Origin of the sequence: Streptomyces sp. NPDC051207 (assembly GCF_040682395.1) — a bacterium.
Classification (GTDB): Bacteria; Actinomycetota; Actinomycetes; order Streptomycetales; family Streptomycetaceae; genus Streptomyces.
In genome coordinates this window covers 167,456-192,390 of record NZ_JBFBAX010000001.1, presented here as the reverse complement: position 1 = coordinate 192,390, position 24,935 = coordinate 167,456, and the positions used below count along the sequence as shown (strand labels likewise).

22 protein-coding genes, 1 pseudogene and 1 riboswitch are annotated in these 24,935 nt (G+C 72.8%); of the genes and pseudogenes, 19 read left to right on the top strand and 4 right to left on the bottom strand.

All coding sequences use genetic code 11. From position 1 onward, the window contains the following. Positions 1-3: 3 nt before the first annotated feature. The 15 genes and pseudogenes from AB0M97_RS00885 to AB0M97_RS00815 all read left to right on the top strand — a co-directional run bounded on the left by AB0M97_RS00885 (position 4) and on the right by AB0M97_RS00815 (position 14,376). Positions 4-747 carry a CDP-alcohol phosphatidyltransferase family protein gene (locus tag AB0M97_RS00885; protein ID WP_365958511.1) on the top strand — a complete coding sequence of 248 codons (744 nt, stop codon included), beginning with the start codon at positions 4-6 and terminating at the stop codon, positions 745-747. A gap of 5 nt (positions 748-752) precedes the next feature. Then, a complete protein-coding gene (locus AB0M97_RS00880) occupies positions 753-1,625 on the top strand; it encodes a glycosyltransferase (RefSeq protein WP_365958697.1) in 873 nt (290 codons plus the stop codon). Between the two features lie 96 nt (positions 1,626-1,721). Further along, positions 1,722-2,657, top strand: coding sequence for an ABC transporter permease (locus AB0M97_RS00875; protein ID WP_365958510.1), 936 nt, complete (start codon positions 1,722-1,724; stop codon positions 2,655-2,657). Further along, the gene (locus AB0M97_RS00870) at positions 2,650-3,438 is read left to right on the top strand and encodes an ABC transporter ATP-binding protein (RefSeq protein ID WP_365958509.1); all 789 of its coding nucleotides are present in this window, start codon (positions 2,650-2,652) and stop codon (positions 3,436-3,438) included. The genes AB0M97_RS00875 and AB0M97_RS00870 overlap by 8 nt, the downstream gene beginning before the upstream one ends. Before the next feature lie 357 nt (positions 3,439-3,795). Beyond that, complete coding sequence (hpnC, locus tag AB0M97_RS00865; RefSeq protein ID WP_365958696.1) at positions 3,796-4,698, top strand: squalene synthase HpnC; 903 nt, start codon at positions 3,796-3,798, stop codon at positions 4,696-4,698. Then, on the top strand, positions 4,695-5,645 hold the full coding sequence (gene hpnD, locus AB0M97_RS00860; protein ID WP_365958508.1) for a presqualene diphosphate synthase HpnD: 951 nt from the start codon (positions 4,695-4,697) through the stop codon (positions 5,643-5,645). The genes hpnC and hpnD overlap by 4 nt, the downstream gene beginning before the upstream one ends. Further along, a complete protein-coding gene (locus AB0M97_RS00855; protein ID WP_365958507.1) occupies positions 5,645-5,791 on the top strand; it encodes a DUF6380 family protein in 147 nt (48 codons plus the stop codon). The genes hpnD and AB0M97_RS00855 overlap by 1 nt, the downstream gene beginning before the upstream one ends. After that, entirely contained in the window at positions 5,788-7,212 is a 1,425-nt protein-coding gene (hpnE, locus tag AB0M97_RS00850; protein WP_365958506.1) for a hydroxysqualene dehydroxylase HpnE, read from the top strand. The genes AB0M97_RS00855 and hpnE overlap by 4 nt, the downstream gene beginning before the upstream one ends. 62 nt (positions 7,213-7,274) lie before the next feature. Further along, on the top strand, positions 7,275-8,339 hold the full coding sequence (locus AB0M97_RS00845) for a polyprenyl synthetase family protein (RefSeq protein WP_365958505.1): 1,065 nt from the start codon (positions 7,275-7,277) through the stop codon (positions 8,337-8,339). Between the two features lie 119 nt (positions 8,340-8,458). Continuing rightward, the gene (shc, locus tag AB0M97_RS00840) at positions 8,459-10,498 is read left to right on the top strand and encodes a squalene--hopene cyclase (protein ID WP_365958504.1); all 2,040 of its coding nucleotides are present in this window, start codon (positions 8,459-8,461) and stop codon (positions 10,496-10,498) included. Continuing rightward, positions 10,498-11,139, top strand: coding sequence for a 1-hydroxy-2-methyl-2-butenyl 4-diphosphate reductase (locus AB0M97_RS00835; protein WP_365958503.1), 642 nt, complete (start codon positions 10,498-10,500; stop codon positions 11,137-11,139). The genes shc and AB0M97_RS00835 overlap by 1 nt, the downstream gene beginning before the upstream one ends. A gap of 5 nt (positions 11,140-11,144) precedes the next feature. Continuing rightward, entirely contained in the window at positions 11,145-12,167 is a 1,023-nt protein-coding gene (gene hpnH, locus AB0M97_RS00830) for an adenosyl-hopene transferase HpnH (RefSeq protein ID WP_365958502.1), read from the top strand. A 119-nt stretch (positions 12,168-12,286) separates the two neighbouring features. After that, positions 12,287-12,604, top strand: a pseudogene (locus tag AB0M97_RS00825) (1-deoxy-D-xylulose-5-phosphate synthase); the annotation flags it as partial. Beyond that, positions 12,601-14,022 (top strand): aspartate aminotransferase family protein, encoded by a 1,422-nt coding sequence (locus tag AB0M97_RS00820; RefSeq protein ID WP_365958501.1) that lies wholly within the window; start codon positions 12,601-12,603, stop codon positions 14,020-14,022. The pseudogene AB0M97_RS00825 and the gene AB0M97_RS00820, both read left to right, overlap by 4 nt. Positions 14,023-14,256: 234 nt before the next feature. Continuing rightward, a complete protein-coding gene (locus tag AB0M97_RS00815) occupies positions 14,257-14,376 on the top strand; it encodes a DUF6126 family protein (protein WP_365958695.1) in 120 nt (39 codons plus the stop codon). 16 nt (positions 14,377-14,392) lie between these two features. On the opposite strand, the gene AB0M97_RS00810 is transcribed toward AB0M97_RS00815, so the two are convergent. After that, on the bottom strand, positions 14,393-15,190 hold the full coding sequence (locus tag AB0M97_RS00810; RefSeq protein ID WP_365958499.1) for a tyrosine-protein phosphatase: 798 nt from the start codon (positions 15,188-15,190) through the stop codon (positions 14,393-14,395). A gap of 465 nt (positions 15,191-15,655) precedes the next feature. After that, positions 15,656-15,820, top strand: a riboswitch (cyclic di-AMP (ydaO/yuaA leader). A gap of 4 nt (positions 15,821-15,824) precedes the next feature. On the opposite strand from AB0M97_RS00810, the gene AB0M97_RS00805 reads away from it, so the two are divergent. The 4 genes from AB0M97_RS00805 to AB0M97_RS00790 all read left to right on the top strand — a co-directional run bounded on the left by AB0M97_RS00805 (position 15,825) and on the right by AB0M97_RS00790 (position 20,655). After that, a complete protein-coding gene (locus AB0M97_RS00805) occupies positions 15,825-16,808 on the top strand; it encodes a LysM peptidoglycan-binding domain-containing M23 family metallopeptidase (RefSeq protein ID WP_365958498.1) in 984 nt (327 codons plus the stop codon). Between the two features lie 238 nt (positions 16,809-17,046). Next, positions 17,047-17,832 (top strand): SGNH/GDSL hydrolase family protein, encoded by a 786-nt coding sequence (locus tag AB0M97_RS00800; RefSeq protein ID WP_365958694.1) that lies wholly within the window; start codon positions 17,047-17,049, stop codon positions 17,830-17,832. A gap of 467 nt (positions 17,833-18,299) precedes the next feature. After that, the gene (locus tag AB0M97_RS00795; protein ID WP_365958497.1) at positions 18,300-19,493 is read left to right on the top strand and encodes an MBL fold metallo-hydrolase; all 1,194 of its coding nucleotides are present in this window, start codon (positions 18,300-18,302) and stop codon (positions 19,491-19,493) included. A 565-nt stretch (positions 19,494-20,058) separates the two neighbouring features. Beyond that, positions 20,059-20,655 (top strand): response regulator transcription factor, encoded by a 597-nt coding sequence (locus tag AB0M97_RS00790; RefSeq protein WP_365958496.1) that lies wholly within the window; start codon positions 20,059-20,061, stop codon positions 20,653-20,655. Positions 20,656-20,739: 84 nt separating this feature from the next. Here the strand turns inward: AB0M97_RS00790 and AB0M97_RS00785 are convergent, their stop codons facing one another. The 3 genes from AB0M97_RS00785 to AB0M97_RS00775 form a co-directional block, all read right to left on the bottom strand. Beyond that, positions 20,740-22,731, bottom strand: a complete 1,992-nt coding sequence (locus tag AB0M97_RS00785) for an ATP-binding cassette domain-containing protein (RefSeq protein WP_365958495.1) — start codon at positions 22,729-22,731, stop codon at positions 20,740-20,742. Further along, a complete protein-coding gene (locus tag AB0M97_RS00780) occupies positions 22,728-24,413 on the bottom strand; it encodes an ABC transporter ATP-binding protein (RefSeq protein ID WP_365958693.1) in 1,686 nt (561 codons plus the stop codon). Before AB0M97_RS00780 ends, AB0M97_RS00785 begins: the two co-directional genes overlap by 4 nt. A 376-nt stretch (positions 24,414-24,789) precedes the next feature. Then, positions 24,790-24,918 carry a SapB/AmfS family lanthipeptide gene (locus AB0M97_RS00775; protein WP_149551904.1) on the bottom strand — a complete coding sequence of 43 codons (129 nt, stop codon included), beginning with the start codon at positions 24,916-24,918 and terminating at the stop codon, positions 24,790-24,792. Positions 24,919-24,935 lie beyond the last annotated feature (17 nt).

Below are 24,935 nucleotides of genomic sequence, written 5' to 3'. Positions count from 1 at the left end.
GTCGTGCACCCCGCGGGGGTGAAGGACCGGCGCAGCGGTGAGCACTGGATGGGGCGCCTCTACATGCGCGAGGTGTCCCTGCGGGTCGACCGCTACCTGGTGAACACCAGGGTCACGCCCAACCAGCTCACGTACCTGATGACCGTCTTCGGCGTGCTCGCGGCCCCGGCCCTGCTGGTGCCGGGGATCGCGGGCGCCGTCCTCGGCGTGATCTGCGTCCAGCTGTACCTGCTGCTGGACTGCGTCGACGGCGAGGTCGCGCGCTGGAAGAAGCAGTACTCCCTCAACGGCGTCTATCTCGACCGGGTCGGCGCCTACCTCACCGACGCCGCGGTCCTGGTCGGCTTCGGCCTGCGCGCCGCCGACGTGTGGGGGACCGGCCGCATCGACTGGCTGTGGGCGTTCCTCGGCACCCTGGCCGCCCTCGGCGCGATCCTGATCAAGGCCGAGACCGACCTCGTCGGCGTCGCCCGGCACCAGGGCGGCCTTCCGCCGGTCAAGGAGGCCGCCGCCGAGATGCGCTCCTCCGGCATGGCGCTGGCCCGCCGGGCCGCCGCCGCGCTCAAGTTCCACCGGCTGATCCTCGGCATCGAGGCGTCCCTGCTGATCCTGGTCCTGGCCATCGCCGACCAGGCCCGCGGCGACCTGTACTTCACCCGGCTCGGCGTCGCCGTACTGGCCGGCATCGCGCTGCTGCAGACCCTGCTGCACCTGATCTCCATCCTCGCGTCGAGCAGGCTGAAGTGAGCGCCATGAAGGTCGGCGCGGTCATCATCACCATGGGCAACCGCCCCGACGAACTCCGTGCCCTGCTCGACTCGGTCGCCAAGCAGGACGGCGACCCGGTCGAGGTCGTCGTGGTCGGCAACGGCTCCCCGGTGCCCGACGTCCCCGAGCACGTCCGCACGGTCGAACTGCCGGAGAACCTCGGCATCCCCGGCGGCCGCAACGTCGGCATCGAGGCCTTCGGCCCCGCCGGCCGGGACGTCGACATCCTGCTCTTCCTGGACGACGACGGCCTGCTCGCCAGGACCGACACCGCCGAGCTGTGCCGCGAGGCGTTCGCCGCCGACCCCGGACTCGGCATCATCAGCTTCCGCATCGCCGACCCGGACACCGGCGTCACCCAGCGCCGCCACGTGCCGCGGCTGCGCGCCTCCGACCCGATGCGCTCCTCGCGCGTGACCACCTTCCTCGGCGGCGCCAACGCGGTCCGCACCCGGGTGTTCGCCGAGGTCGGTGCCCTGCCGGACGCATTTTTCTACGCGCACGAGGAAACCGATCTGGCATGGCGGGCCCTCGACGCGGGCTGGATGATCGACTACCGGTCCGACATGGTGCTGTACCACCCGACGACCGCGCCCTCCCGGCACGCGGTCTATCACCGCATGGTCGCCCGCAACCGCGTGTGGCTGGCCCGGCGGAACCTCCCCGCCCTCCTCGTCCCGGTCTACCTCGGCGCGTGGCTGCTGCTCACCCTGCTGCGCCGGCCGTCGCGCCCGGCCCTGAGGGCCTGGTTCGGCGGATTCCGGGAAGGCTGGTCGACCCCCTGCGGACCCCGCCGTCCCATGAAGTGGCGTACGGTGTGGCGGCTGACCCGACTGGGCCGGCCTCCGGTGATCTGACAAGCTCGTTCCTGAGGGCATCCGGGCCGCACCGAGGTCCCGGAGCCATGCCGGGCCCGCACAGGCTGCGCATCTCGAAGACGAAAGTTTCCACTAGTGAGTGAGACAACGCACGACGGCGACATCGCGGTGAGCGCGCCCTCGTCGCCCGACGAGGGACTTCCGGCGGCGCAGCTCGCCGCGAAGTACGGGCTGACCGTGAGCGGCGCCCGGCCGTCCCTGCGCGAATACGTCCGCCAGCTCTGGGGGCGGCGGCACTTCATCCTCGCGTTCTCCCAGGCGAAGCTGACCGCCCAGTACAGCCAGGCCAGGCTCGGCCAGCTCTGGCAGGTGGCGACGCCGCTGCTGAACGCGGCCGTGTACTTCTTCATCTTCGGTCTGCTGCTGGGCGCCCGCAGGGGCATCCCGCACGACGTCTACGTCCCGTTCCTGGTGACGGGCGTGTTCGTGTTCACCTTCACGCAGAGCTCGGTCCTCGCGGGCGTGCGCGCCATCTCCGGCAACCTGGGGCTGGTGCGGGCCCTGCACTTCCCGCGGGCCTCGCTGCCCATCTCGTTCGCGCTGCAGCAGCTCCAGCAGCTGCTCTTCTCGATGATCGTGCTCGTCGTGATCATGATGGCGTTCGGCAGCTTCCCCGACCTGTCGTGGCTGCTGGTGGTCCCCGCGCTGCTGCTGCAGTTCGTCTTCAACACCGGGCTCGCGCTGCTGTTCGCGCGGATGGGCAGCAAGACGCCCGACCTGGCCCAGCTGATGCCGTTCGTGCTGCGCACCTGGATGTACGCCTCGGGCGTCATGTTCAGCATCCCGGCGATGCTCGCCGACAAGGACGTGCCGGGCTGGGTCTCCGACGTCCTGCAGTGGAACCCGGCCGCGATCTACATGGACCTGGTCCGCTTCGCGATGATCGACGGCTACGGCTCCTCGTACCTGCCGCCGCACGTGTGGGCGTTCGCGGCGGGCTGGGCGCTGCTGGCCGGCGTCTTCGGCTTCGTGTACTTCTGGAAGGCGGAGGAGAGGTACGGCCGTGGCTGACCAGCACACCGAGGCGCGGGTCCCGACCGTCATCACGGACGACCTGCACATCGTCTACCGCGTCAACGGCGCGAGGTCCGGCAGGGGCAGCGCCACCGCCGCCCTCAGCCGCATGCTGCGGCGCGGCTCCGACGACTCGGCGCGGGGCGTGCGCACGGTGCACGCGGTGCGGGGCGTCTCCTTCGTCGCCTACCGGGGCGAGGCCATCGGCCTGATCGGCTCCAACGGCTCCGGCAAGTCGACGCTGCTGCGCGCCATCGCCGGCCTGCTGCCCGCCGAGGAGGGCAAGGTCTACACCGACGGCCAGCCCTCGCTGCTCGGTGTGAACGCGGCCCTGATGAACGACCTGACCGGCGAGCGCAACGTCATATTGGGCGGGCTCGCCATGGGCATGACCCGCGAGGAGATCAAGGAGCGCTACCAGGAGATCGTCGACTTCTCGGGCATCAATGAGAAGGGCGACTTCATCACGCTGCCGATGCGCACCTACTCCTCCGGCATGGCGGCCCGGCTCCGCTTCTCCATCGCCGCCGCGAAGGACCACGACGTCCTGATGATCGACGAGGCGCTGGCCACCGGTGACCGCAAGTTCCAGAAGCGCTCCGAGGACCGCATCCGCGAGCTGCGCAAGGAAGCCGGCACGGTGTTTCTCGTCAGCCACAACAACAAGTCGATCCGCGACACCTGCAACCGCGTCCTGTGGCTGGAGCGCGGTGAACTGCGCATGGACGGCCCGACGGACGAGGTCCTCAAGGAGTACGAGAAGTTCACCGGCAAGTAACCGGTCCACGGGGGCCCTGACGGAACCTTCCGGCGGGGCCCCGCGTCTGCAAAGGAAGCGTCAACTCCGGTCGCCCCGAGGAAGCTTGGGGCCAATCGGTGTGTTGTTGTGATGCGCCGGACACCCCCGCGGGCCCTTGTGCGCTGTACAACGTAAGCTGTACCGGTCCCCCAAACGCGGCAAGTGGGGTGAAAGCGCCCGAAACCGCCCTTAAGGGTGCCGTGTGGGGATCTGGGCGGCGTGTCCGAAATAGTGTGCATCAGGTCGGCAGTGTAGAACGGGAGATGTGACGGCAATGGTTACGGAAACTCCCCAGCTCCGGGGCGCATGCGCCGTCCGTGCCCAGGGCCCTTGGCGGTGACGGTGACCGGTACGGCGCGCGTCCCCGACCCGGAGCGCGGCACGCTCGACAAGGCCGCGGGTGAGAACTTCCCCGTCGCCCCCTTCTTCCTGCCCCGGGCCTGGCGCACCGACCTCATGGCGGTCTACGGATTCGCCCGCCTCGTGGACGACATCGGCGACGGCGACCTCGACCCCGGCGGCGCCGACGCCCGCCTGCTCGGCGTGGACCCCGAGCGGGCCGGGGACCGGCTGCTGCTGCTCGACGCCTTCGAGGCCGACCTGCACCGGGTGTTCGCGTCGACGCCCCGTCACCCGCTGCTGCGCCGCCTTCAGCCGACGGTCCGCCGCTGCTCGCTGACGCCCGAGCCGTTCCTCGGCCTGATCGCCGCCAACCGCCAGGACCAGCTCGTCGGGCGCTACGAGACCTACGACGACCTCCTCGCCTACTGCGAACTGTCGGCCAACCCCGTCGGCCGCCTCGTCCTCGCCGTCACCGGCACCGCGACCCCCGAGCGGATCCGCCGCTCCGACGCGATCTGCACCGCCCTGCAGATCGTGGAGCACCTCCAGGACGTCGCCGAGGACCTCCGCCGCGACCGCGTCTACCTGCCCGCCGCGGACATGAAGCGCTTCCACGTCCAGGAGGCCGACCTCGCCGCGAGAACCGCGGGCGCGTCGGTGCGCGCCCTGGTCGCCCACGAGGCAGCACGCGCCCGCGCCCTCCTGGACGACGGCATGCCCCTGGTGAGCAGCGTCCACGGCAGGCTCCGGCTGCTGCTCGCCGGATTCGTGGCGGGAGGCCGGGCGGCCCTGGACGCGATCGCCGCCGCCGAGTACGACGTACTTCCCGGCCCGCCCAAGTCCGGCAAGCTCCGGTTGCTGCGCGAGGTGGGCCTGACCCTGCGAGGAGAGGGGTGATCCGGACCGTGCAGGCACCACCGCCCCTGTCCGCACCGGTACTCGCCGCCTACAGCTACTGCGAGGCCGTCACCGGACAGCAGGCCCGCAACTTCGCCTACGGCATCCGGCTCCTGCCGGCGCCCAAGCGCCGCGCGATGTCCGCGCTGTACGCGTTCTCCCGCCGGGTGGACGACATCGGTGACGGCGCGCTCGGCGACGACGTCAAGATCGCCCGGCTCGAGGACACCCGGGCACTGCTCACCCGGGTCCGCGACGGCAGGATCGACGAGGACGACACCGACCCGGTCGCGGTCGCCCTCACCCACGCGGCCGAGCACTTCCCGATCCCGCTCGGCGGCCTGGACGAACTCATCGACGGCGTCCTGATGGACGTCCGCGGCGAGACCTACGAGACCTGGGACGACCTGAAGGCCTACTGCCGCTGCGTGGCCGGCGCCATCGGGCGCCTCTCGCTCGGCGTGTTCGGCACCGAACGCGGCGCGCGCGGCGCCGAGCGCGCCCCCGAGTACGCCGACACGCTCGGCCTCGCCCTGCAGCTCACCAACATCCTCCGGGACGTGCGGGAGGACGCCGCGGGCGGGCGCACCTACCTGCCCGCCGACGACCTCGCCAAGTTCGGCTGCGCGAACGGGTTCAGCGGTGCGACGCCGCCGGAGGACTCCGACTTCGCGGGCCTCGTCCACTTCGAGGTGCGGCGGGCCCGCGCCCTCTTCGCCGAGGGCTACCGGCTGCTGCCCATGCTCGACCGGCGCAGCGGCGCCTGCGTCGCCGCCATGGCCGGCATCTACCGCCGGCTGCTGGACCGCATCGAGCGCGACCCGGAGGCCGTGCTGCGCGGCCGGGTGTCGCTGCCCGGACGCGAGAAGGCGTACGTCGCCGTGCGCGGGCTGTCCGGGCTGGACGCCCGGCACGTGTCCCGGCAGACCGTCAGGAGGCGCGCCTGATGCGCGCAGCGGAGCAGCCGGTCACCGCGGATCCCACCGGCCCCGAGCGGCGGGCAACCCTCCGGTGGCGGTCCGCGTCCCTGACTGAGACGGTCGGTCGTGCACCGCTCGCACACGGCCGCCGCGCAGGGGAGGCTGCACGATGACCGGCACCCGGCCTCACGGGCCGCACGCCCAGCCCCCGGCCCGCGCCGGGGGCCACGCCGTCGTGGCCGGCGGCGGGCTCGCCGGCGTCACCGCCGCGCTCGCGCTCGCCGACGCGGGCATGCGCGTCACCCTGCTGGAGGGCAGGCCGCGCCTGGGCGGGCTCGCCTTCTCCTTCCGACGCGGAGAGCTGACCGTCGACAACGGCCAGCACGTCTACCTGCGCTGCTGCACCGCCTACCGCTGGTTCCTCGACCGGATCGGCGCGGCGGCCCTCGCCCCGCTCCAGGACCGCCTCGACGTGCCCGTCCTCGACGCCACCGGGCGCGAGGGACGGCGGCTCGGCAGGCTGCGCCGCGACGCGCTGCCCGTCCCGCTCCACCTGGGGCGCAGCCTCACCACCTACCCGCACCTGTCGCTCGCCGACCGCGCCCGCGTGGGCCGCGCCGCGCTCGCGCTCAAGCGTCTCGACCTCGCCGATCCCGCCCTCGACGAGCAGGACTTCGGCAGCTGGCTCGCCGCGCACGGCCAGTCGCCGCGCGCCGTCGAGGCCCTGTGGGACCTGGTGGGGGTCGCCACCCTCAACGCGGTCGCGGGCGACGCCTCGCTGGGGCTCGCCGCGATGGTGTTCAAGACCGGCCTGCTGTCCGACCCGGGCGCCGCCGACATCGGCTGGGCGCGCGTCCCGCTGGGCGAACTGCACGACCGGCTGGCCCGCCGGGCGCTCGACTCCGCGGGCGTACGCACCGAAATCCGCACCCGCGTCACCTCCGTCCGTGCCGGCGGGGACGGCGGCTGGCACGTCCAGGTGCCCGGCGGGAGCGTCGAGGCGGACGCCGTGGTCCTCGCCGTACCGCAGCGCGAAGCGTACGACCTGCTGCCCGCGGGCGCGCTCGACGCCCCCGAGCGGCTGCTGGACATCGGCACCGCGCCGATCCTCAACGTCCACGTCGTGTACGACCGGCAGGTGCTCACCCGCCCGTTCTTCGCGGCGCTCGGCACCCCCGTGCAGTGGGTCTTCGACCGCACCGACACCTCCGGACTGAAGCAGGGCCAGTATCTGGCGGTGTCCCAGTCCGCCGCGCAGGACGAGATCGACCTTCCCGTGGCGGTGCTGCGGGAGCGCTACCTGCCCGAGCTGGAGCGGCTGCTCCCGCTCGCGCGCGGCGCCCGCGTGCAGGACTTCTTCGTCACCCGGGAGCGCACCGCCACCTTCGCTCCCACCCCCGGCGTCGGGCGCCTGCGGCCCGGCGCCCGCACCAAGGCACCCGGCCTGTACCTGGCCGGAGCGTGGACCGCCACCGGGTGGCCCGCGACCATGGAGAGTGCGGTCCGCAGCGGAGTGGGCGCGGCGGACGCCGCGCTGCACGCCCTGGGACGGCCCCGCCCCCGCCGTCTGTTCGCCCTCGAGGAGGCGGCGTGACGCCCCGTCGGCGCGGCGCGGCGGGCCCCCGCACCCCCGGTACCGCGACAAGAGGAGAGACAGTGCCCACAGCACCCCCGGCCGCCCCACGGACAACGGTGGACGTGACCGCGCTCCTGGAGCGCGGCCGGACCCTGGCCACACCGGTGCTGCGGGCCGCCGTCGACCGGCTGGCGCCTCCCATGGACACGGTCGCGGCCTATCACTTCGGCTGGATCGACGCCCAGGGCAGGCCCGCGGACGGGGACGGCGGCAAGGCCGTACGCCCCGCCCTCGCGTTGCTGTCCGCCGAGGTCACCGGCGCGCCGCCCGAGACGGGCGTGCCCGGCGCCGTCGCCGTGGAGCTGGTCCACAACTTCTCGCTGCTGCACGACGACCTGATGGACGGCGACGAACAGCGCCGGCACCGCGACACCGTGTGGAAGGTGCACGGCCCCGCCCAGGCCATCCTGGTCGGCGACGCCCTGTTCGCCCTGGCCAACGAGGTGCTGCTGGAGGTCGCCACCGTCGAGGCCGGCCGCGCCGCCCGGCGCCTGGCATCCGCCACCCGCGCCCTGATCGACGGCCAGGCGCAGGACATCTCCTACGAGCACCGCGACCGGGTCAGCGTCGAGGAGTGCCTGGAGATGGAGGGCAACAAGACCGGCGCCCTGCTGGCCTGCGCCAGCTCCGTCGGCGCCGTGCTCGGCGGCGCCGACGACCGCACCGCCGACGCGCTGGAGAAGTACGGCTACCACCTCGGTCTCGCCTTCCAGGCCGTGGACGACCTGCTCGGCATCTGGGGCGACCCGGTCGCCACCGGCAAGCAGACCTGGAGCGACCTGCGCCAGCGCAAGAAGTCCCTGCCGGTGGTCGCCGCGCTCGCGGCGGAGGGCGCCGCCGCCGAGCGGCTCGGCGAGATGCTCGCCGCCGACGCCAAGAGCAGCGAGTTCGCGCACTTCTCCGAGGAGGAGTTCGCGGCCCGCGCCGACCTCATCGAACAGGCCGGCGGCCGTGAGTGGACGGCCGCCGAAGCCCGTCGTCAGCACACCGTCGCCATCGAAGCGCTGGACGCCGTGGCCATGCCCGACCGGGTCCGGGAGCAGTTCACGGCGCTCGCCGACTTCGTCGTCGTACGAAAGAGATGATCACTATCGGTCGAATAACCCTCGCGTAGTCGCCGGCCGGTGTGGCGAGGAGAGGAACACCGGCCGACGGCGGACCCACAGCAGACGCACCGCTTGCAGCACTGCACGAAGGGGAAGCCATGACAGCGACGACCGACGGAAGCACTGGGGCCGCTCTGCCGGCCCGCGCTGCCGCGGCCAGCGAAACCGACATCGACATCCGCATCCCCGAGGCGGCCGGGGTATCCCAAGCCGCCACCCGTGCGATGCGGCGCGCCACGGACTTCCTGCTCTCCCGGCAGGACGCCGAGGGATGGTGGAAGGGCGACCTCGAGACGAACGTCACGATGGACGCCGAGGACCTGCTCCTGCGCCAGTTCCTGGGCATCCGCGACGAGGACACCACCCGCGCCGCCGCCCTCTTCGTCCGCGGCGAACAGCGCCCGGACGGCACCTGGGCCACCTTCCACGGCGGGCCCGGCGATCTCTCCACCACCATCGAGGCGTACGTCGCGCTGCGGCTGGCCGGCGACGCGCCCGACGCGCCGCACATGGCCAGGGCGTCGGCCTGGGTCCGCGCGCAGGGCGGCATCGCCGCGGCCCGCGTGTTCACCCGGATCTGGCTCGCCCTGTTCGGCTGGTGGAAGTGGGAGGACCTGCCCGAACTCCCGCCGGAGCTCATCTACTTCCCCTCGTGGGTCCCGCTCAACATCTACGACTTCGGCTGCTGGGCCCGGCAGACCATAGTGCCCCTGACGATCGTCTCCGCGAAGCGCCCGGTGCGTCCCGCTCCCTTCCCGCTCGACGAACTGCACACCGACCCCGCCAACCCCTACCCCGCCAAGCCCCTGGCGCGCACGGCCAGTTGGGACGGCGCCTTCCAGCGGCTCGACAAGGGCCTTCACGTCCTGCGCCGCGTGGTGCCGCGCCGGCTGCGCAGGGCGGCCATGAACACCGCGGCCCGCTGGATCATCGAGCGGCAGGAGAACGACGGCTGCTGGGGCGGCATCCAGCCGCCCGCGGTGTACTCGATCATCGCCCTGCACCTGCTGGGCTACGACCTGAAGCACCCCGTGATGCGCGCCGGCCTCGAGTCCCTCGACCGGTTCGCGGTGTGGCGCGAGGACGGCGCCCGGATGATCGAGGCCTGCCAGTCCCCGGTGTGGGACACCTGCCTCGCGACCATCGCGCTCGCCGACGCGGGCGTGCCCGCGGACCACCCGCAGCTCGTCAGGGCCGCCGACTGGATGCTCGGCGAACAGGTCGTACGGCCCGGCGACTGGTCCGTACGGCGCCCCGGGCTGCCGCCGGGCGGCTGGGCGTTCGAGTTCCACAACGACAACTACCCCGACATCGACGACACCGCCGAGGTGGTCCTCGCGCTGCGCCGCGTCGCCCACCACGACCCCGAGCGCGTGGAGCGGGCCATCGCGCGCGGGGTGCGCTGGTGCCTCGGCATGCAGTCGAGGAACGGCGCGTGGGCCGCCTTCGACGTCGACAACACCAGCCCGTTCCCGAACCGGCTGCCGTTCTGCGACTTCGGCGAGGTCATCGACCCGCCGTCCGCCGACGTCACCGCGCACGTCGTGGAGATGCTCGCCGTGGAGGGGCTCACCCACGATCCGCGCACCCGGCGCGGCATCGAGTGGCTGCTCGCCGAACAGGAGCCGGACGGCCCGTGGTTCGGGCGCTGGGGCGTCAACTACATCTACGGCACCGGCTCCGTCGTCCCCGCCCTGACCGCCGCCGGCCTGCCCACCGCGCACCCGGCGATCCGGCGGGCCGTGACCTGGCTGGAGTCCGTGCAGAACGACGACGGCGGCTGGGGCGAGGACCTGCGCTCCTACAAGTACGTCAAGGAGTGGAGCGGACGCGGCGCCTCCACCGCCTCGCAGACCGCCTGGGCGCTGATGGCGCTGCTGGCGGCGGGGGAGCGGGAGTCACGGGCCGTCGAGCGCGGCATCGCCTGGCTCGCCGCGACCCAGCGGGAGGACGGCACCTGGGACGAGCCGTACTTCACCGGCACCGGCTTCCCCTGGGACTTCTCCATCAACTACCACCTCTACCGGCACGTCTTCCCGCTCACCGCGCTCGGCCGGTACGTGCACGGCGAGCCCTTCGCCGCGAAGGACCGGGCGGGCTCGGCCGGAAGAGCCCACGCCGCGGCCGAGGGGAGCTGATGAGCCCGCAGCCCGCCCCGGCCCCGCTGCTGATCGCCTGCGCGCTCGGCATCGAGCACCTCGCGCTGCGCACGGGCGACCGCGGCGGGGCCGGCGGGCCGGTCACCGTGCTCCGCACGGGCATGGGGCCGGCGGCGGCCGAGCGGTCCGTCACCCGGGTGCTCGCCGACCCGGCGCTCGGCGGCGCCGCCGTGCTCGCCACCGGCTTCTGCGCCGGGCTGGAGCCCGGCATGCACCCCGGCGACCTGGTCGTCGCCGAGGAGACCCGGGACCCGCGCGGCGCCACCCCGTGCACCGGCACGGACCTGCTGGTCGAGGAGCTGGCGCGGGCGGTGCCCGGCCGGGCCGTCCACACCGGGCCGCTGACCGGCTCCGCCCACGTCGTCCGCGGCGCCGAACGCGCCGAACTGCTCGCCACCGGCGCCATCGCGGTGGACATGGAGTCGGCGGCCACCCTGCGCAGCGCCGTGCGCACCGGAGCGCGTCCGGTTGCGGCCGTACGAGTGGTCGTGGACGCCCCGGAACACGAACTCGTCAGGATCGGCACAGTGCGCGGTGGAATATCGGCTTTCCGCGTTCTCCGTTCCGTGCTTCCCGCCTTTTTCGAATGGCACCGTTCTTTGCTGCTCCCCCGGAGGTGAGCCAGATGGCCATGCCGCTGCGCCAGTCCATCAAGGTCGCTACTTATTTGGCCGAACAGAAGCTCCGCAGACGGGACAAGTTTCCGCTGATCGTGGAACTGGAACCGCTTTTCGCCTGCAATCTGAAATGTGAGGGCTGCGGCAAGATCCAGCACCCGGCCGGGGTGCTCAAGCAGCGCATGCCGGTCGCCCAGGCCGTGGGCGCGGTGCTGGAGTCCGGTGCGCCGATGGTGTCCATCGCCGGCGGCGAACCCCTGATGCACCCGCAGATCGACGAGATCGTGCGGCAGCTGGTGGCGAAGAAGAAGTACGTCTTCCTGTGCACCAACGCCATGCTGCTGCGCAAGAAGATGGACAGGTTCACGCCCTCGCCGTATTTCGCGTTCGCCGTGCACATCGACGGGCTGCGCGAGCGGCACGACGAGTCGGTGGCGAAGGAGGGCGTCTTCGACGAGGCGGTGGCGGCCATCAAGGAGGCCAAGCGGCGCGGCTTCCGGGTCACCACCAACTCGACCTTCTTCAACACCGACACCCCGCAGACGGTCATCGAGGTGCTCGACTACCTCAACGACGACCTCAAGGTGGACGAGATGATGATCTCGCCCGCCTACGCCTACGAGAAGGCACCCGACCAGGAGCACTTCCTGGGCGTCGAGCAGACGCGCGAGCTGTTCAGGAAGGCCTTCTCGGGAGGCAACCGGCGCCGCTGGCGGCTGAACCACTCCCCGCTGTTCCTCGACTTCCTGGAGGGCAGGGTCGACTTCCCCTGCACGGCCTGGGCGATCCCGAACTACTCGCTGTTCGGCTGGCAGCGACCCTGCTACCTGATGAGCGACGGGTACGTGCCGACGTACCGGGAGCTGATCGAGGAGACCGACTGGGACAAGTACGGCCGCGGCAAGGACCCGCGCTGCGCCAACTGCATGGCGCACTGCGGCTACGAGCCGACCGCCGTCCTCGCCACCATGGGCTCCCTGAAGGAGTCCCTGCGGGCCATGCGCGAGACCGTCGCACCGAACGGCGGGTGAACCGGCCGGAGCGGGACGGCGCCGCGGCGGGGGAGCCGGCCGTCACCCTGAGCTGAACAGCACGGACCGAAGGGGGCCCGAGCGTGACGATTCCGGAGAACATCCGGGGACCACACGACCTGAAGGCGCTGCCCGAGCCGGACCTCGGCGCGCTGTCCGACGAGAGCAGGCAGTCCCTGGTGCACGCGGTGGAGGACAACCGCCGCGCGGCCGGGGTGTGCGCGGCGCCGGCCCTGGGCGACGCCGAAGTCGACGTGCCCGTACGGCCGTTCGGCATCCAGAAGCAGCTCCTCGCGCACGCCGAACGTGCCGAGGTGCTCGCCGGCATCGGACTCACGCCCGTCGAGATCGCGGGCCGGAACAGCGCGAGCCTCGCCGTCAGGGAAGACGCGAGCCCCGCCGTCGAGCAAGAACCGCCCAAGGAGCGACCGCAATGACAACCGCGGAATCCGCGTCGCCGTCGTCCCCGCAGGCCGGGGGCTTCGACCTCGGCGCGCTGCTGGCCGAACGCGCAGCCGAGCGCTACGAGCTGCACAGCAGGTACCTCAACCACCAGCTCCCGCGCATGCTGCACACCATCGGCTTCGACAAGGTCTACGAGCGTGCCGAGGGCGCCTACTTCTGGGACGCCGACGGCAACGACTACCTGGACATGCTCGCCGGGTTCGGGGTGATGGGCCTGGGCCGCCACCACCCCGTGGTCCGCAAGGCCCTGCACGACGTCCTCGACCTGGACCTCGCCGACCTCACCCGCTTCGACTGCCAGCCGCTGCCCGGACTGCTGGCCGAGCGGCTGCTCGCGCACAGCCCGCACCTGGACCGGGTGTTCTTCGGCAACAGCGGCACGGAGGCCGTCGAGGGCGCGCTGAAGTTCGCCCGCTACGCCACCGGCAGGCCCCGCGTCCTGTACTGCGAGCACGCCTTCCACGGCCTGACCACCGGCTCCCTCTCCGTGAACGGCGAGGCCGGCTTCCGGGACGGCTTCGCCCCGCTGCTGCCCGACACCGCCGTACCCCTCGGCGACCTCGACGCCCTGGAACGGGAGCTGCGCAAGGGCGACGTCGCCGCGCTGGTCGTCGAGCCGATCCAGGGCAAGGGCGTGCACGAGGCGCCGCCCGGCCATCTGCGCGCCGCTCAGGAACTGCTGCACCGGCACAAGGCGCTCCTCATCGCCGACGAGGTGCAGACCGGCCTCGGCCGGACCGGGGACTTCTACGCCTACCAGCACGAGGAGGGTGTCGAACCGGACCTGGTGTGCGTGGCGAAGGCGCTGTCCGGCGGCTATGTGCCGGTCGGCGCCACCCTCGGCAGAGACTGGATCTTCAAGAAGGTCTACTCCTCGATGGACCGCGTGCTGGTCCACTCGGCGAGCTTCGGATCCAACGCGCAGGCCATGGCGGCGGGCCTGGCGGTGCTGTCCGTGCTGGAGAACGAACAGATCGTGGCGGGCGTGCGCACCACGGGGGAGCTGCTCAGATCCCGGCTGGCCGCGCTGGTCGACCGGTACGAGCTGCTCGCCGACGTCCGCGGCCGGGGCCTGATGATCGGCATCGAGTTCGGCAGACCGCAGTCGCTGAAGCTGCGCAGCCGGTGGGCCATGCTGCAGGCGGCCCGCAAGGGACTGTTCGCGCAGATGGTGGTCGTGCCGCTGCTCCAGCGCCACCGCATCCTCACCCAGGTCTCCGGCGACCACATGGAGGTCATCAAACTCATCCCGCCGCTGATCATCGGCGAGCGGGAGGTGGACCGGTTCGTGACCGCCTTCACGGCCGTGATGGACGACGCGCACAGCGGCGGCGGGCTGATCTGGGACTTCGGCAGGACGCTGGTGAAGCAGGCGATCGCCCACCGCTGACGGCCGGCGTCGCGCCGGGCCTCACCCTTCGCGTCGCTGCGGGGTCTGACCGTTCGCGTCGCTCGGCTTTGCCTCGGAGGCAGGAAAGGTGCCCATGAGGCACGGCTCGGGGCCAAGGGACGGGTGAACGGACGTATGAGCCGGCCCGAGTCCGACCCGTCCGCCGAGGCCGCCGAGGCGGGGCCGCTCGTCGCGCCCCAGCTGCGCGCCCTGCGCCGCCGTGCGGGCCTCACCCTGGAGGCCGCGGCCCGCGCCGCCGCCCTGTGGCTGTGGGTGCGGCTGATCGTCTACATCGCCGTCGGGCACGTCTTCGCTGCGTTCGTCCGGCTGCTCTTCGAGGTGGGCGCCGAGTAGGCCAGGGGCCGGGGCCTCAGTCGAGGAGGCGTTCGCGCAGCCGCTCCTGGACCTCGGGCGTGATCCCGAGGCCCTGCGCCAGGTACGCGTCCACGCCGCCCCAGGTCTGCTCGATCGTCTCGAAGGCCGCCGTCAGGTACTCGGCGCGCGCGTCGAACAGCGGGTCGAGCAGTTCCATGACCTCGGGGGAGTAGGCCGAGGCGGACGTGGTGCTGCGGTGCACCTTGTACCGGCGGTGCTTGGCGTTCGACTTCAGGTAGTCCTCGACGATCGCGTCCCGCTCGACGCCCAGGGCCAGCAGCGTCACCGCGATGGACAGGCCCGCGCGGTCCTTGCCCGCCGCGCAGTGCATCAGCGCCGGGACACTGTCCTCGGCGAGCGAGCGCAGCACCTGGGAGTGCTCGGCGGTGCGCTGCGTAATGATCATCCGGTACGAGGCGATCATCCGGGCCGCGCCGTTGCCGTCCGCCAGGATCACGCGCAGCTGGTCCAGGTCGCCGTCGCGCACCATCTTCCAGAATTCGGCGCCGTCGGCCGGGTCGCTCAGCGGCAGGTTCACATTCCGCACGCCCGGCAGCTCGACGTCCGGACCCTCGAGCTTCTGGTCGGCCGCGTTGCGGAAGTCGAAGATCGTGTGCAGGCCGAGGGAGGCGAGGAAGGCGGCGTCCTCCTGCGTCGCGTGCGCGAGGTGGCCGCTGCGGAACAGCACGCCGTGCCGCACCCGGCGGCCGTCCACGGTCGGCAGTCCACCGACGTCACGGAAGTTGCGCACTCCGGCCAGCTCGGGCTCGGTCGACGGGACCTGCTGCGTCACGAGGGCTCCTCCCACTCGGCCCCGTCGGCGCGGCTCACCGACGGGCACACGATTGACGATACGACACGCCTGCCAGCCGATATGAGAGGGACGCATCCCCCCGGTCGGCGGCAAACAGGATGAAATCGGACGCCAATTCCTTGACGGGTCCTATGTCGCACCTTGGGACTTTAGTCCGAATCGAGCGTTTAGGTATAACGCGCCCCGATAGCGCGGGAGATGGGGTGCGGCGCGTGAGCAGCGTCATAATCGTGACGATCCGCTGTCGCCATGTTCACGTAATCCAGGCGTATTTACAGGGGATTGCGGAAGGGCGAAAGATCCTTCCTCCACTCTCGGTGACCGTAAAAGGTCCGAACGCGCGCCAAAAACGCGTTCCCCGGCAATCCGCGGCTTGTCCCTTCGACGCCTGCTCGCTTACGTTCACCTCCGATCCGGACGGACGCCTAATCCTGCCGCCGCCCGGAAGCCCGCACACTCTGACCCGTGTACGGCAGGAGCGGGGGACCCACAGGTACAACCGCCTGTTCCGGTCTCCGGAACTGGCTCGGGGTGAAGCCGCGTCCCGACGCGGCCGGGCATCTCCAGCCCGAACCCGACAGCTCACCTCGTAGGCGCCGGAGAGGAATTCACCATGCCCGCGAAGGGTAAGCACCGCCGTTCGAAGTCCCAGCGTTTCACCCGATCGATCGCCGTCGCCGGAACCGGCGGCGCCGCACTCGCCCTTCCGCTTCTCGGGGCCACCGGCGCCGCCGCCGCCCCCGCGCAGTCGGTTCCCGAAAAGGCCGTCCAGTCCCTTCCTGCGGCGCAGAACAAGGCCGCCGAGAAGAGCGCCGCGAAGAAGTCGGCCCCGCGGATCTACACCGTGAAGGGCGGCGACTACCTTGCGAAGATCGCCGACGAGCAGAATGTCAGCGGCGGCTGGAAGAAGCTGTACGAGGACAACCGCGAGACCGTCGGCAGCGACCCGTCGCTGATCTTCCCCGGTCAGAAGCTCTCCCTCGGCAAGAAGGCCGCGACGGGCACCGCCAAGCCGTCGACCGGGTCGGCTCCGTCCAGCTCGTCCGGTACGTCCTCGAAGTCGTCCGCGTCGGAGTCCTCCGCGTCGGAGTCCTCCACTTCCACGTCGTCGTCCTCGTCTTCTTCGTCCTCTGAGTCGTCTTCGTCGTCGGAGAACACCGAGGCGGCTGCCGCGCAGTCCGCCGGCTCCGGTTTCACCCTGCCCGTGTCCGGCTCCGGTGTGGGCACCGCCTACAAGGTCGCCGGTTCCATGTGGTCCAGCGGCTACCACACCGGCGTCGACTTCGCCGTCCCGACCGGCACGTCGCTCAAGGCCGTCGGCGCCGGCACCGTCGTCTCCGCGGGCTGGGCCGGCGCGTACGGCAACCAGGTCGTCATCAGGCTCAGCGACGGCTACTACGCCCAGTACGCCCACCTGTCCTCGCTGTCCGTCTCCGCCGGGCAGAGCGTGACCGTGGGCCAGCAGGTCGGCCTCTCCGGCTCGACCGGCAACTCGACCGGGCCGCACCTGCACTTCGAGATCCGCACCACGCCGGACTACGGCTCCGACGTGGACCCGATGGCGTACCTGCGCTCGCACGGGGCCTCCGGGGCCTGACGCTTCGCGCGACCATTCGCCCGGCGCACTGCCGAAGGCCGGACCCCGATCCCCGGGTCCGGCCTTCGGCGTACTCGGATTCCGGCCCGCACCGGCCCCTGCTCACCAAGGACTCGACAACCACTTGAGACGTGGTTCATCTCACCGCCCGTCAACACCTGCCTACGGTCGCGTAAGTCACATTCGGCGGTGAATCATGTGGGATGTGGCAGACGATTCGAAGAATGACAGCAGATCAGTGATCGGGTCGTACGTGGCGGTGGGGGACAGCTTCACCGAGGGCGTGGGCGACCCCGGCCCCGACGGGGCGTTCGTCGGCTGGGCCGACCGGTTCGCGGTACTGCTCGCGGACCGGCGGCCCGAGGGCGACTTCCACTACACCAACCTCGCCGTGCGCGGGAAACTGCTCGACCAGATCGTCGCGGACCAGCTTCCCCGGGTGGTCGAACTCGCCCCGGACCTGGTCTCGTTCTGCGCCGGGGGCAATGACATCCTCAGGCCCGGCAGCGACCCCGACGAGGTGGCCGAGCGGTTCGAGCGGGCCGTCGCCGCGCTGACGGCCGCCGCGGGCACCGTGATGGTGACGACCGGCTTCGACACCAGGACCGTGCCCCTGCTCCGGCATCTGCGCGGGAAGATCGCCACCTACAACGGTCACGTCCGGGCCGTCGCCGACCGGTACGGCTGTCCGGTGCTCGATCTGTGGTCGCTGAAGAGCATCCAGGACCGCAGGGCGTGGGACGCCGACCGGCTGCACCTCTCCCCGGAGGGGCACACGCGTGTGGCGCTGCGCGCGGGCCAGGTCCTCGGCCTGGAGGTCCCCGCCGACCCGGAACAGCCCTGGCCGCCGCTGCCGCCGCGCGGCACGTTCGAAATCCGGCGCGACGACGTGCAGTGGGCGCGCGAGCACCTGGTGCCGTGGATCGGACGCCGGCTGCGCGGCGAGTCCTCGGGGGACCATGTAACGCCCAAGGGCGCGCTGTCGCCGGACGACATCAGGATGCGGATTGCCGCGGTGGCGTGAGGGGGCCGAGGGGAGAGCACGGTTCGCTTCGGGGGTGTGAGGGGGACGGCTTCGGAGTGCGGTTCGCTTCGGGGGCGTGAGGGGGACGGCTTCGGGGTGCGGTTCGCTTCGGGGCGCGAGACGGACGACATCGGGGTGCGGTTCGCTTCGGAGTGTGAGGGGCGGGGCGGAGTGAGTTGTTCCGCCTCAACCCGGGTCGTCGGGGCCGGGGTGTTGCGCGGCGGTCGCCGTCGATCCACGCGGGTCGCGGTCGTTGCCGCCCTTGGCGCCGCAGAGCGGGACGTGCCGCGCATCGAGGTCGTAGCGCAGCGCGGATCCTCGCGTGAACGCGCGCTTTCGGGCACCACCGCCGGGGCGGATTCCGCGGGTCCGGGGGACGGCCCGGGGCCGGAATGGGGACGCTAGGGCCCGGCGGTGTCAGTGGGGCCGCCCATAATGGATGCCTGACGACTCCACCTGGAGGTACCGTGGCCGGTTTCCGTTTCCCGGGCTCCGGGCTCCGCGCGCTGCGGCCCGCGGCGTTCGGCGCGGACCCGAGCGGCGAGCGCATGGCGCGCATCCGCAGATCGCCGCACTTCAAGGACGGTGTCTTCCAGAACCCCGGGGGCGTCGCCCGGACTCGCCCGTCCGGCTCGGCACGCGCGTTCGCCAAGGTCTACTTCGACAAGGAGGCCCGCCCCCACCGCTCCCCCCAGGGCGCGGTACCACTGCACGCCACGACGGCCGCCGACCTCGCCGAGGCACCGCCGACCGGCCTGCGGCTGACGTGGATCGGCCACTCCAGCGTGCTCGCGGAGATCGACGGACACCGGGTGCTGTTCGACCCGGTGTGGGGCGAGCGCTGCTCCCCGTTCCCCTTCGCCGGGCCCCGGCGGCTGCACCCCGTGCCCCTGCCGCTGGCCGCGCTCGGCCCGGTCGACGTCGTCGTGATCTCCCACGACCACTACGACCACCTGGACATGCCCACGATCAAGGCGCTGGCCGGCACGGACACCCTGTTCGCCGCGCCGCTGGGCGTCGGCGCCCATCTGGAGTGCTGGGGCGTGTCCGCGGAGCGGCTGCGCGAGCTGGACTGGCAGGAGTCGACGCGGGTCGGCGGGCTGACCCTGACGGCCACCCCGGCCCGTCACTTCTGCGGACGGGGCATCGCCAACACCCAGCACACGCTGTGGGCGTCCTGGGTCGTCGCCGGTGAGCGGCACCGGATCTACCACAGCGGCGACACCGGTTACTTCGACGGCTTCAGGGACATCGGCGCTGCGCACGGGCCGTTCGACGCGACGATGATCCAGATCGGCGCGTACAGCCCGTTCTGGCCGGACATCCACATGACCCCGGACGAGGGCGTCCGCTCCCACCTCGACCTCCAGGGCGGCAGCCCGGCCGGTGTGCTGCTGCCCATCCACTGGGGCACCTTCAACCTCGCCCCGCACCCCTGGGCGGAGCCGGGGGAGTGGACGAAGCACGCCGGGGAGGCGGCCGGGCAGGCGGTGGCGCTGCCCCGGCCCGGCGAGCCCTTCGAACCGGCGGGCGTCCTCCCCACCGAGGCCTGGTGGCGAGCCGTGTCGGCACCCCTCGAACGCCCCTGGAGCCGCCCCGCGGCCACACCGGCCACTTTGGAGGCCGGCCCGACGGACGTCGACCTCGCCGGGGACCGGTGACACCGGCGACGGGCGGTCTCCGGTCGCCGCGGTGAGGCGGCGCCGGTAGGGGTCTGCCGCCCCGACTGCCCCTCTGTGCCGGGACACCCCCGATCCGGCGGGCTCGGGCGAGTCAGGCAGCACCGTTGGTACAGGGGCGGCGCGTTCCGCGAGAGGCGCAGTACATTTCGCGCCAGATTGGGCGACGACGCTTTCCGGCCGCGCTCCTGGTGGAGCACGCGGCCCGTTCGGCACCCCCGCCCGGCCCCTCGCGGCCGACGCGAGGGCCGTACGTCGCCGTGGCCAGGGCACCGGCCCCGGTGGCGGGGGCGCGGCGGCCGGTCATCCGGTCGCGTGTTCCGGTCCGTCGGGCGTCTGCCGGGTGCCCATGTGCCCGTTTTCGCCCCGACGGACAGCGGGTTTACGCCTCGAACAAGGCTCCGTCAACGGCGGATTGACTCCGGTGGGTTTTCACAGGCTCGGCGCGCCGTGTTCCTGCGGGGCGGATGAGGGCACATGGCGGGTTGCGTGGAAGGAGGGCAGTCGGCTGCCCGATGAAACAGCCGCTGACAAGGGGTGGGGGAGAATGTTGAGGGTTCTCGTGGTGCACGACGAGGCGCTGCTTCGGTCGGCACTGGTGCAACTGCTCAGATCCGACGACGCGTTGGAGGTCACGTCGATGTCTCCCCGCGCCGACATGCCGGATCACGACGTGCTGCCCAGGGATGTGTGCGTCGTCGACGGGGACTGCCTGCAGGGGCCGGGGGACGAACGGGACGGCTGCTTCCAGGCGGGGTGCGAGGACCGGCTCGTCGTCCTGACGACGCCCGACCGGCCGGGGGTCCTGCACCGGGCGTTCGAGGCCGGCGCGCTCGGGCTGGTCGGCAAGAACGCCCCGGCCCAGCGGCTGATCACGGCGGTGCACACCGTCGCCGCGGGTGAGCGCTTCCTCGACGAGACGCTCACCGTGGCCCTGTTGGAGGGCGCGGAGATGCCGCTGACCACCCGCGAGCTGAGCGTGCTGTCGCTGGCCGCCCAGGGCGCGCCGATGGCCGAGATCGCGGCCCGGCTGCACCTGTCCCGGGGGACCGTCCGCAATTACATGGCCACCGCGATTCGCAAGGTGGGGGCCCGCAATCGCGTGGACGCGATCCGCATCGTCCAGAGCGCCGGCTGGACCTGACCGGGGCGGCGGCGAGGTGACCGCGGCCCTGTGCGCACCGGTGTGGTCACCTCTTCCGCCACGGGGCACTGTTCCGGTGGCCCGTCAGGTCACGGTGGCGTTCCAGTGGCCCGTGAGGTCACGGTAGAGGGGGGAACGGGCCAGCACCTCGTCGTGCGTGCCGCACACCGCCCGCACGCCGTCCAGCAACAGCACCCGGTCGGCCCGGACGGCCGACGACAGGCGGTGCGCGACCACCACCAGGGTGCCCGGGCGCCGCGCGAGCGCCTCCTCCGCGTGTGCCTCGGACGCCGGGTCCAGATGGCAGGTGGCCTCGTCCAGCAGCAGCAGGGGCGCGGGCGACAGATACGCGCGCGCCAGCGCGATGAACTGCCGCTCGGCGAGGGACAGTTCGTCGGGCCGGACCGGTCCGTCGAGACCGCCGAGCCGCCCGACGAGCGGGTGCAGGCCGAGGAGCCGGACCACGGCGTCGAGGTCCGCCCGATCCGCGTCCGGACGCAGATAGGCGAGGTTGTCGCCGACCGTGCCGGAGAAGACGTACGCCTCCTGGGGGACCAGTACGCGCACCGCGGCGAGTTCGGCGGCGGCGCGCCCGGTGACCGCCCGCCCGGCCACCCGCACCTCACCGCCGCTCGGCGCGAGCCTGCCCGCGATCAGCCGGGTGAGCGTCGACTTGCCGATACCGCTCGGTCCGACGACCGCGAGGTGTTCGCCCGGGGCGACACGCAGGTCGAGCGCGTCGATGACCGGCTCGGCGCGGACGCCGTAGGAGAGGGTCACGGACCGCAACTCGACCGCCGGGGGCGGGCCGTCGTACGCCGGGGGGCGCGGGCGCGCGGCGGGAGTGGGGGCGGCTGGGGCCAGGGGTGGTTCGGCCGGGGACGCGGGCTTCGGCTGTGCCGGGTCGCTGTCGGCCGGTGACGCGGGTTTCGGCCGCAGGAGGTCGGTGTCGTCCAGGGACACGGGCGTTCCCCGGGCCGGATGATCGTCGGCCGGTGACGCGGGCCTCGGTCGCGCCGCGGCCGCTTCGGGCCCAGCCACGCTCAGTGGCCGTACCGGATCACCGGCCGTCGGCTGTGGGGCCGGGCCCAGGATGCGGTCCAGGACGACCAGCAGGCGGGCGCCCGCCGCGCCGAGCGCCGTCATCAGGGTGTGCAGGGCGGGAAGGAGGGACTGGGCGAGGTAGGTGAAGGCGCCCAGCAGAGCGCCCGTCGTCACGCCTCGGCCGCGCAGCCACGGCACCGCCAACAGCAGGGCCAGGACGGGCAATTGGCCCGAGACGCCGAGCGCGGCCGTCCGTACCGCCGTCCAGCCCGCCAGGGCACGGGACGCGGCGGCGGCACCGGCGACCAGTTCCGCGCCGTACCGCGCGGTCTCCGGGCCGGTCCCGCAGGCCGTCAGGTCACGCAGCGCCGCCCGGGTGCGGGCCGCGTGGTCGCCCAGCGCCTCGTCGGCTGCCAGGGCACGCCGCTGGGCCGCCGCCATGGGGCGCAGCGTCACGAGGAACAGCGCCAGACCGCCCAGCAGCGGCGGCAGGACCACCACGAGCAGGGCGGGGTGCAGGGAGAACAGTCCCAGCAGCGCTCCGGCGGAGGTGAAGACGAACGAGCGGAGGGTGAGCACGAGTCCGGCGAAGCTGTCGCGGGCGATCTCGACCTGATTCGTCAGCCGGGAGACGGCCGCGCGGTCCGTCCCGCCGGCCCCGGACAGACCGTGGGCCATGGACCGGTCGACCGCCCGCCGCACCAGGGCGTCCCGCAGCGGCTCCGTGAGCCCGGCCAGCTCGGCGAACACCCCCCGGATCACCGGAGCGCCGAGCAGCACGGCGACCAGCGCGGAGCCGAGCCACAGCAGCCCCCGGCGCGTGTCACCGGAGAGGAACCCCTGGTCGACGGCGTGGGCGACGCAGTAGCCCACCGCGAAGGCCTGGCCCGACTCGGCCAGTGACCAGAGCGCGAGCCGGGCCAGCACGCCCTTGCGGCGGGCGAGGAAGCGGCGGGCGGGCGGCGCGATCCGGCGCAGCGCCCCGGACCCGTCGTCCGGCGCGCGGACGCGGCCGTCCCCGGCAGCCGTCACGGCCGTACCTCTTCGGGTTCGGGCAGCCGCGCGGCCCGCTCGCCCGGCTCCGCCGCATCGGCACCGGTGGCGCCGAACACCGCCCGGTAGCCGGGCTCCCGCCACAGTGCGCGATGCGGTCCGACGGCCCGTACGTGTCCGTCCTCCAGCCAGATCACCAGGTCCGCGCGGTCCGCCACCGAGGGGCGGTGCGCGACGATCAGCCGGGTGCCGGGCCGCACCGAGCGGCGCAGCGCCCGGTCCACCTCGTGCTCGGTGGCGGTGTCCAGGCTGGATGTCGCGTCGTCCATGATCAGAAGTCGGCCCGCGTGTGCGAAGGCCCGCGCCAGGCCGAGTCGCTGGTGCTCGCCTCCCGAGAGCGGAGCCGCCGCCAGGGGGGTGTCGTATCCGTGCGGCAGGCGCCGTACGAAGCCGTCGGCGCCCGCGGCCCGGGCCGCCTCCCGTACCTGGGCGCGCGACACCTGCCGGGGACCGGCGGCGACGGCCTCGGCGACCGAGCCCTCGCCCAGTACCGGGCGCTCGAAGGCGAAGGCGACCTCGACGCGCAGCGCCTCCCGCGTCAACCGGTCGAGGCGGACGCCGTCCAGCAGCACCTGCCCCTCGTCGGGGTCGATCAGCCGCCCCGCCACCGCCGCCAGGACGGACTTGCCCGCGCCGCTGCGGCCGACCACGGCGGCGGTGCTCCCGCCCGGCACCCGCACTCCGTCGGCGCGCAACACGTCCCTGCCGTCGCGCACCACCCGCACGCCGCGCAGTTCGAGGTCGCCGGGGCCGTCCGGTGGCAGGCTCCGTGTCCCGTACTCCAGGGCGGGCATCCGCTCCAGGGCCAGGGTCCGCTCCCGTGCCTGCCGGCCCCGTACGATCGCGCCCAGCAGGGAAGCGGCGCTGCCCACGCCGGCCGTGAGCTGGGCGTACCGGCAGGCGGCGAGCAGGCCGCCCACGGTCAGGGCGCCCGACGCCAGCCGCAGTCCGCCGACGGCGGTGGCGGCCAGGGTCAGCAGCGGGACCAGCACCCCGCTCCTGGCCAGCGCGCGGCCGTGCAGCGCCCACATGCGCCGGCCGAGCGCGGCGAGTTCCGTCAACGGCGCCAGTACGCGCGCCCGTTCCCGGTCGCCGGTCCCCGCGGCGGCGATCGTCGCCGTGCCGTCCAGGGCCTCCAGCAGCCGGGACGCGATCTCTGACTGGGTGTGCTGGTAGGCGGCCACCGACGCACCCGTGTCGCGGGCGAAGGCCCGCAGCACCAGCGCCAGGGCGGGCAGCCCGGCCAGCACGCACGCCGTCACCCACAGGTCGACGACGGCCAGTGCCACGAGCGCGCCCACCGGGGTGACGAGGGAGGCCACCAGGGCCGCGCGGGCCGCGGGGGCGCCTCCGGCGTCGGCGGCGTTGAGAGTGAGCCGGGTCCCGACGTCGCCCGGGGAGAAAGGGCGCGCCCCGTCCGGCGCGCTCCGCAGCAGCCCGGTGAGGGCGCGCGAGCGGATGGAGGCCGTCCAGCCCGCGGTGCAGCGGCCGGTGAACAGCGAGGTGAGGCTGTCGAGCAGCATTTCGCCGAGGAGCAGCCCGGCACTCAGGGCCAGCCAGCGCCCCGCGTCGCCGCCGCTCAGCAGCAGGTCAAGTGTGCGGCCGAGGACGAAGGGCTGGGCCACCGCCGCCAGGGCCGCCGCGGACGAGCAGAGCAGCACCAGCAGTTCGGGGGTCCGCCCCGGCCTCTCCGTCGTGGCGTCCCGCTCCGCGGCCGGTGGCCGCGCCCGCGGCCTGGTCTTCCCCACCAGCCGAACCACCACCAGCCGAACCCCTTCCGTCCGTACGTCCCGTGCGTACGTCCTGTGCGTACGCCCGGTCCCGTCGGTCCCGTCGGTCCCGTCCGTTCCTTCGCACCGGGACACCGGCGGTGCGCCCGTCGGGCCGCACGCCCGGGCGTCCGCGGACACGGGCACCGTCCCCCCGGACTTGAACCCCGCGTCCGCGAACGCGGGCACCGGCGCCCCGGGCCTGAGCCCGGAACGCCGGTGCCGAGCACTACGGCTCACCGCGTCACCGCGGCAGCACCCTGTTACGTCAGTTACAGGTCGTGACGCTCAGGCTGCTGTCGCCGCAGAGCAGCAGGCTCGCGCGGCTGCCGGACTCGACGTCCCCCATGGCCTCTTCCTTCGGGGTCTCCATCGACTGCAGGTCGAAAAGGTTCATGACATTTCCCTTCGTGT